Here is a 7,571-nt window from a genome sequence, read left to right on the forward strand (position 1 = left end):
GGCGGCGGGGAGGCAGGGAGGAAGGGTCAGCGGGTGGGGGTGAGGCGGATGGCGCGGGTGGCGCGGCGGTCCTCGAAGCGGGCGGCCTGGGTTTCGAGGGTGTCCAGCTGGGCGGCGATCTGGTCGCGGGCGGCCTCGCCGTCGGCGTCCAGGCCGGTCACCTCGAAGACGTTCCACTGACGCAGCACGGGTACCACTACCTCGTCGCGGTGCTGGCGCAGGTCGTAGATGCCGGCCAGGGCGATCGCCACCGACTTGCGGGCGAAGCCCTCGATGCCGACCCCGGGCATCTGGAAATCGGCCAGCACGTCGGCCACCGCGCGCATCGCCTGGTTCGGGGCCAGCTCGAAGGCCGCGCTGAGCAGGTTGCGGTAGAAGACCATGTGCAGGTTCTCGTCGGCCGCCACCCGGGCCAGCAGCGCCTCGCAGATCGGATCGCCGGTGGCCCGGCCGGTGTTGCGGTGCGAGATCCGGGTGGCCAGTTCCTGGAACGACACGTACGCCAGCGAATGCAGCACCTCGTCGTCGTGGGCGTTGACGTACCCGGTCGACATGTGCACCATCCGGGCCCGCTCCAGCGCCACCGGATCGACCGCCCGGGTCACCGTCAGGTAGTCGCGGATGGCGGTGCCGTGCCGCCCCTCCTCGGCGGTCCACCGGTGCACCCAGGTCCCCCACGCGCCGTCCCGCCCGAACAGGGTGGCGATCTCGTGGTGGTACGAGGGCAGGTTGTCCTCGGTGAGCAGGTTGACGATCAGCGCGGTCCGGGCCACCTCGGGCAGTGTGCTGTCCGCCTCCGACCAGGCTTCGCCGCCGAGCGGGCCGGCGAAGGTGCGCCCCTCGCTCCACGGCACGTACTCGTGCGGGAACCACTCCTTGGCCAGCCCCAGGTGCCGGTCGAGGTTCTTCTCCACGACGGGTTCGAGCTCGTGGAGCAGGGCGGTCTGGCTGAGCACGGTCACGGCGATCTCCCTACGGTGGCGTAACTTACGCCACCGTAGGTGCAATCGTCGTCAGACGCCAGCCGGGCCCACCAGCGGCTTCAGGTCCGCCCGCGGCGGGGTCCACTCGCCCGCGGCGGCGGCCACCTGCTCGCCGGAGCGGATGTCCTTCACCTGGTCGCCCTCCGCGCCGGGGAACCAGACGTACGGGATGCCCCGCCGCTCGGCGTACCGGATCTGCTTGCCGAACTTGGCCGCGCTCGGCGACACCTCGGTGGGGATGCCCCGGGAGCGCAGCGCCTCGGCGACCCGGTTGCTGGCCGCCCGCTCATCCTCGTTGGTCACCGCGACCAGCACGCAGGTCGGCACGTCCCGGGAGACCGCGAGCGCGCCCGCGCCGAAGAGCAGGCCGAGCAACCGGGTGACCCCGATCGAGATACCCACGCCCGGGAAGCGGACGGCGCCGGAGCTGGCCAGGTTGTCGTAGCGGCCACCGGAGCAGATCGAGCCGAACCGCTCGTAGCCGATCAGCTGCGTCTCGTAGACGGTGCCGGTGTAGTAGTCCAGGCCGCGGGCGATCCGCAGGTCGGCGACGCAGAGGCCGGGCGAGTGCGCGGCGGCGGTCTCCACCACGGCGACCAGCTCGGCGATGCCCTCGTCGAGCAGCGGGTCGCTCACCCCGAGGGCGCGTACCGCGTCGGCGAACGAGGCGTCCGGCGCCGAGATCTCGGCCAGGGCCAGGCACGCCTTGGCCTGCGCCTCGCTCGCCCCGGCGGTCTCCGCCAGCAGCTCGGCCACCTTCGCCGGGCCGATCTTGTCGAGCTTGTCGACCGCGCGCAGCGCCGCCTCCGGGTCGGTGAGCCCGATGCCCCGGTAGAAGCCCTCGCAGATCTTGCGGTTGTTGACCTGGATCCGCACCGGCGGGATCGGCAGCGAGCGCAGCGCGTCGCCGATGACCAGGGGCATCTCCGCCTCGTAGTGGGCCGGCAGGGTGTCCCGGTCGACGATGTCGATGTCGGCCTGGAGGAACTCCCGGTAGCGCCCCTCCTGCGGGCGTTCCCCGCGCCACACCTTCTGGATCTGGTAGCGGCGGAACGGGAACTGCAGCTTGCCGGCGTTCTCCAGCACGTACCGGGCGAACGGCACGGTCAGGTCGAAGTGCAGGCCGAGCGCGTCGTCGCCGGCCGGACCGTCGGTGTCGGCCTGGAGCCGGCGCAGCACGTAGACCTCCTTGGAGGTCTCCCCCTTGCGCAGCAGCTGGTCCAGCGGCTCGACCGAGCGGGTTTCCAAGGGCGCGAAGCCGTACAGCTCGAAGGTGCGGCGGATCCGGTCGAGCACGAACTGCTCGATCATCCGCTGCGGCGGGTTCCACTCGGGGAAGCCGGAGATGGGCGTGGGCTTGCTCATGGCGTACTCCTTGATCCCGCGCGGACCGCGCGGGGACGTCGTGGTCGCGGCGACTAGAGGCCGCGGGTGGGCGCGGCCGGGCGCGCGCCGCCGGTCCCCGCCACCTCGAGGAGGTACGGGTTGGTCGCGCGCTCGCGGCCGATGGTGGTCGCGGGGCCGTGGCCGGGCAGGACGACGGTGTCGTCGGCCAGCGGGAGGACCTTCTCCCGCAGGCTGGACAGCATCCGGGGCATGCTGCCGCCCGGCAGGTCGGTGCGGCCGATCGAGCCGGCGAAGAGCACGTCACCGGAGAGGCAGATCTGCTCGGCCTCCCAGGGCGAGCCGGCGCCGGGCATCCGGAACAGCACCGACCCGCCGGTATGGCCGGGGGCGTGGTCGACGGTGATCTCCAGGCCCGCGAGGCTCAGCGTGGCGCCGTCGGCCAGCTCGGCCACGTCGTCCGGCTCGGCGTAGGGCAGCCGGCCTCCGAAGAGCTGGGTGAGGTCCATCGAGAGCGCCTTGGACGGGTCGGCGAGCAGCTCGCGGTCGTCCGGGTGGACGTACGCCGGGATGCCGCGCGCGCCGCACACCGGCGCCACGGAGAAGGTGTGGTCGAGGTGGCCGTGGGTGAGCAGCACGGCGGCCGGGTGCAGGCGGTGCTCGGCGAGCACGGCGTCGAGCCGGTCGAGGACCCCGATCCCGGGGTCGACCACCACGCACTGCTCCCCCGGCGCGGTCGCCACCACATAGCAGTTGGTGCCGAAGGCGTCGGCGGGAAAGCCGGCCACGAGCACGTCCGCTCCCCTTCCGTTGCAGTCGTCGTCCCGTTCAGCAGCCTAGTCGCACCGGCCACCGCATTCCGTCGACCCACTGGTCACGGCGACCCCGGCAACCACAGTGACAACGTCCGATACCTCGAGCTCGGACCTCGTACACCACTTTCCCAGCCGGTAGCCGTACACTCTGGCGGGCGTGTGGCGTGGCGCACCTGCGCACGGCCGGGCGGACGAGCCCGGGCGCCGGCGAGGACCAGGGTAGAGGAAGGGGAGCACGGGTGGCTTCCAGCAGGGACCGGCAGCGCAAACTGGCGCGGGCCAAGCTCGACCGGCAGCTCGCCCGGCGGGCGGCGGCCGCGAAGCGCCGCCGGCAGATCCAGGCGGGTGTCGGCGCCGCGGTGGTGCTCGCGCTGATCGTCGTCGGTTCGGCCTGGGCGCTCGGTGCGTTCGACTCGAAGCCGAAGCCGAAGGCCGCCGAGGACGTCTGCCTCTGGACCCCGCAGGACGCGAGCGCCAACAGCAACCTCAAGGACGTCGGCACCCCGGCCACCACCGGCCTGCCCACCTCGGGCACCCGGGCGATGACGGTCACCACCAACCAGGGCGCGCCGATCACCGCGGAGCTGGACGTCGCCTCGGCGCCGTGCGCGGCCGCCAGCATCTCCTACCTGGCCGGGAAGTCGTTCTACGACAACACCAAGTGCCACGAGATCACCACCGAGGGCGCGCTGCGCTGCGGCGACCCGAGCGGCAGTGGCATCGGCGGGCCGGCGTACTCGTTCTACGACGAGAACGTGCCGACCCCGGCGCCGAGCGCGTCCGCCTCGCCGGCTCCGGGCCAGGCGCCGGCGTACCCGAAGGGCACGGTCGCGATGATCGCCAACCCGCCGGGCGCCAACGGCAGCCAGTTCCTGATCTTCTTCAAGGACTTCAACCCGGCCCAGCCGAAGTACCCGGTGATCGGCAAGGTCACCGGCGGGCTGGACGTGCTGGCGAAGATCGGTGCACTCCCGACCGTGGACAATGGGAGCGGAGCCAAGGTCAAGCCGAAGACGGACGTGGTGATCCAGAGCCTCACCGTCGGCGAGGTGACCGCGGCCCCGGCCGCCACCAGCGCGCCGGCGGCCAGCCCGAGCGCCGGCTGACCCGGCCCGTCCTCCCCTGCAGTGGCAGCGGCATCGCCGCACCCAGAACATTCGAAAGGAGTGACCGTGACGTCCACCAGAGAGCGGCAGCGCGCGGCGGCGCGGGCCCGACTCGAGCGGGAGATGGCCGAGCGCGCCACCAAGGCCCGCAAGCGCCGGCAGACCCAGGCCATCGTCGGGGCCGCGGCCGTGCTGGTGCTCGTGGTGGCCGGCACGGTCTGGCTGGTCACCTCGCTCGGCGGTGACGACAAGAAGGCGAACAACGCCAGCACGGCCGGCTACTCGCAGTGCGCCTACACGGAGGTGCCGAAGGAGGCCCGGTCCAAGCAGATCAAGGACGTCGGCCTGCCCCCGAACCAGCAGGACAACAAGGGCACGCAGACCCTGACGATGGACACGAACCTCGGTCCGATCACCGCCACGGTCAACCGCGCCGAGGTGCCCTGCACCGCGGGCAGCTTCACCCACCTGGCCAGCAAGGGCTTCTTCGACAACACCAAGTGCCACCGGCTGGTCACCGAGGGCATCAAGGTGCTGCAGTGCGGTGACCCGAGCGCGACCGGCAAGGGCTGGCGGGAGACCGACGGCACCGGCGGGCCCGGCTACAACATGGCCGAGGAGAACCTGCCGACCGACAAGCGGCCGCCGTACCCGGAGGGCGTCATCGCGATGGCCAACTCCGGCCAGCAGGGCAGCACCGGCAGCCAGTTCTTCATCGTCTACGGCGATTCGCAGCTCGACCCCAACTACACCGTGCTGGGCACCATCACCGGCGGCATGGACGTGGTGAAGCAGGTCGCGGCGGCCGGGGACGACGGCGCGTTCGCCAAGCAGGCCGGCGGCGGTCACCCGAAGAAGGAGATCGTCATCAACAAGCTGACGATGAGCGACATCCAGGGCGGCTGACCCGCCCGCACCACGCGAAAGCGCCCGCCGGCTGCTCAGCCGGCGGGCGCTTTTCCGTGTCAGGCGCCCGAGGTGACCCGGTACGCGTCGAAGACCCCGTCCACCTTGCGGACCGCGGCCAGCAGGTGCCCCAGGTGCTTCGGGTCGGCCATCTCGAAGCTGAACCGGCTCACCGCCACCCGGTCGCGGGTGGTGGTGACGGTCGCGGAGAGGATGTTGACCCGCTCGTCGGAGAGCACCCGGGTGACGTCGGCGAGGAGCTTGTGCCGGTCGAGGGCCTCCACCTGGATGGCGACCAGGAAGGTGGAGGCGGAGGTGAGCTTCCAGCTCACCTCGACCACCCGCTCGCTCTGTGCCCGCAGGTCCTCGGCGTTGGCGCAGTCGTCCCGGTGCACGCTCACCCCGCCGGAGCGGGTGACGAAGCCGAAGACCGCGTCCGGCGGCACCGGCGTGCAGCACCGGGCCAGCTTGATCCACACGTCGCTGACCCCGCGCACGACCACGCCCGGGTCGCTGCTGCTCTGCCGGCTGCGCGGCGGCCGGGTGGCGACGGCGGTCTCGGCGATGTCCTCCGCCGCGCCCTCCTCGCCGCCGTACGCGGCCATCAGCTTCTGCACCACCGACTGCGCGGAGACCTGGCTGTCGCCGACCGCCGCGTAGAGCGACGCCACGTCGGCCAGGTGCAGGTCCCGGGCGATCGCCATCAGCGCGTCCGAGGTGAGCATCCGCTGCAGCGGCATGCCCTGCTTGCGCATCGCCTTGACGATCGAGTCCTTGCCGGCCTCGATCGCCTCCTCGCGCCGCTCCTTGTTGAAGTACTGGCGGATCTTGGTGCGGGCGCGCGGGCTCTTGACGAAGCCGAGCCAGTCCTGCGTGGGGCCGGCCGTGTCGGACTTCGAGGTGAAGATCTCGATCACGTCGCCGTTGGAGAGCGTCGACTCCAGCGGCACCAGCTTGCCGTTGACCCGCGCACCGATGCACTTGTGCCCGACCTCGGTGTGCACCGCGTACGCGAAGTCCACCGGCGTCGACCCGGTCGGCAGCGGGATGACGTCCCCCTTGGGGGTGAAGACGTACACCTCCTGGCTGGACAGGTCGAACCGGAGCGCGTCGAGGAACTCGCTGGGGTCGGCCGCCTCGCGCTGCCAGTCGAGCAGCTGGCGCAGCCAGGTCATCTCGTCGATGTGCGCCGGCGGGCCGACCACCGGCGTGCCCTTGTGCTCCTTGTACTTCCAGTGCGCGGCGATGCCGAACTCGGCGGTGCGGTGCATGGCGTAGGTGCGGATCTGCATCTCCACCGGCTTGCCGGTGGGCCCGATGACCGTCGTGTGCAACGACTGGTACATGTTGAACTTGGGCATGGCGATGTAGTCCTTGAACCGGCCCGGCACCGGCTGCCAGTTGGCGTGGATGACGCCCAGCGCCGCGTAGCAGTCCCGCACCGTGTCGACCAGGATCCGCACCCCGACCAGGTCGTAGATGTCGTTGAAGTCGCGCCCCCGCACGATCATCTTCTGGTAGATCGAGTAGAGGTGCTTCGGCCGGCCGGTGGTCTCCGCCTTGATCTTCGCGGCCTTCAGGTCGGTCGACACCTTCTGGGTCACCTGGCGCAGCAGCGCCTCCCGCTGCGGCTGGTGCTCGCCGATCAGGCGGTTGATCTCCTCGAACCGCTTCGGGAACAGGGTGCCGAAGGCGAGGTCCTCCAGCTCCCACTTGATGGTGTTCATACCGAGGCGGTGCGCGAGCGGAGCCAGGATCTCCAGCGTCTCCTTGGCCTTCTGCTCCTGCTTGGGGCGGGGCAGGAAGGTCAGCGTACGCATGTTGTGCAGCCGGTCGGCCAGCTTGATCACCAGGACCCGGGGGTCCTTGGCCATGGCCACGACCATCTTGCGGATGGTCTCCGCCTTGGCCGCGTCGCCGAGCTTGACCTTGTCGAGCTTGGTCACGCCGTCGACCAGCAGGGCCACCTCGCCGCCGAAGTCGGTGCGCATCTGGTCGAGGGTGTACTCGGTGTCCTCGATCGTGTCGTGCAGCAGCGCGGCGACCAGCGTGGTGGTGTCCATCCCGAGGTTGGCCAGGATGGTCGCCACCGCCAGCGGGTGGGTGATGTACGGGTCACCGGACTTGCGGTACTGGCCGGAGTGCCAGCGCGCGGCGGTGTCGAAGGCCCGCTGGAGCAGCCGGGCGTCGGCCTTGGGGTGGTTCTCCCGGTGGGTGGAGATCAGCGGCTCGAGGACCTCGCTCACCTGCGAGGTCTGCCAGGGCGCGTTGAACCGGGCCAGTCGGGCGCGCACCCGCCGACCGGTCGGCGCGTTGGAGAGGGCGAACCCCGCGCTGGGCGAGGACTCGCCCGCGCCGTCGGCCGGGAACGGCACCACCCCCCCCCCCCCGGCGGCCGGCCCGGCGGGGCCCCCGAG

At 71.4% G+C, this 7,571-nt stretch carries 6 protein-coding genes; 2 read left to right on the forward strand and 4 right to left on the reverse strand.

Annotated features, from left to right (window positions below):
- Nucleotides 1–26 precede the first annotated feature (26 nt).
- Genes ACWEVO_RS23900 through ACWEVO_RS23910 form a run of 3 tightly spaced genes read right to left on the reverse strand, consistent with a single transcriptional unit; the run spans nucleotide 27 to nucleotide 3,121 of the window.
- Nucleotides 27–962, reverse strand: coding sequence for an acyl-ACP desaturase (locus ACWEVO_RS23900; RefSeq protein ID WP_452309749.1), 936 nt, complete (start codon nucleotides 960–962; stop codon nucleotides 27–29).
- Nucleotides 963–1,013: 51 nt separating this feature from the next.
- Nucleotides 1,014–2,348 carry a histidine--tRNA ligase gene (gene hisS, locus ACWEVO_RS23905; RefSeq protein ID WP_452309750.1) on the reverse strand — a complete coding sequence of 445 codons (1,335 nt, stop codon included), beginning with the start codon at nucleotides 2,346–2,348 and terminating at the stop codon, nucleotides 1,014–1,016.
- Nucleotides 2,349–2,401: 53 nt separating this feature from the next.
- On the reverse strand, nucleotides 2,402–3,121 hold the full coding sequence (locus ACWEVO_RS23910) for an MBL fold metallo-hydrolase (RefSeq protein ID WP_452309751.1): 720 nt from the start codon (nucleotides 3,119–3,121) through the stop codon (nucleotides 2,402–2,404).
- Between the two features lie 260 nt (nucleotides 3,122–3,381).
- Here ACWEVO_RS23910 and ACWEVO_RS23915 point away from each other — a divergent pair, with 260 nt between their 5' ends.
- Entirely contained in the window at nucleotides 3,382–4,248 is an 867-nt protein-coding gene (locus ACWEVO_RS23915) for a peptidylprolyl isomerase (protein WP_452309752.1), read from the forward strand.
- A gap of 66 nt (nucleotides 4,249–4,314) precedes the next feature.
- Nucleotides 4,315–5,154, forward strand: coding sequence for a peptidylprolyl isomerase (locus ACWEVO_RS23920; protein WP_452309753.1), 840 nt, complete (start codon nucleotides 4,315–4,317; stop codon nucleotides 5,152–5,154).
- A gap of 59 nt (nucleotides 5,155–5,213) precedes the next feature.
- On the opposite strand, the gene ACWEVO_RS23925 is transcribed toward ACWEVO_RS23920, so the two are convergent.
- The coding region (locus ACWEVO_RS23925) for a RelA/SpoT family protein (protein WP_452309754.1) at nucleotides 5,214–7,571 on the reverse strand (2,358 nt) is incomplete at its 5' end.

It is taken from the genome of Micromonospora sp. NPDC003776, assembly GCF_053605645.1.

Excerpts from the sequence above, each read along its gene's own strand:
- hisS (WP_452309750.1), bottom strand. The coding sequence starts at position 2,348 with ATGAGCAAGCCCACGCCCATCTCCGGCTTCCCCGAGTGGAACCCGCCG.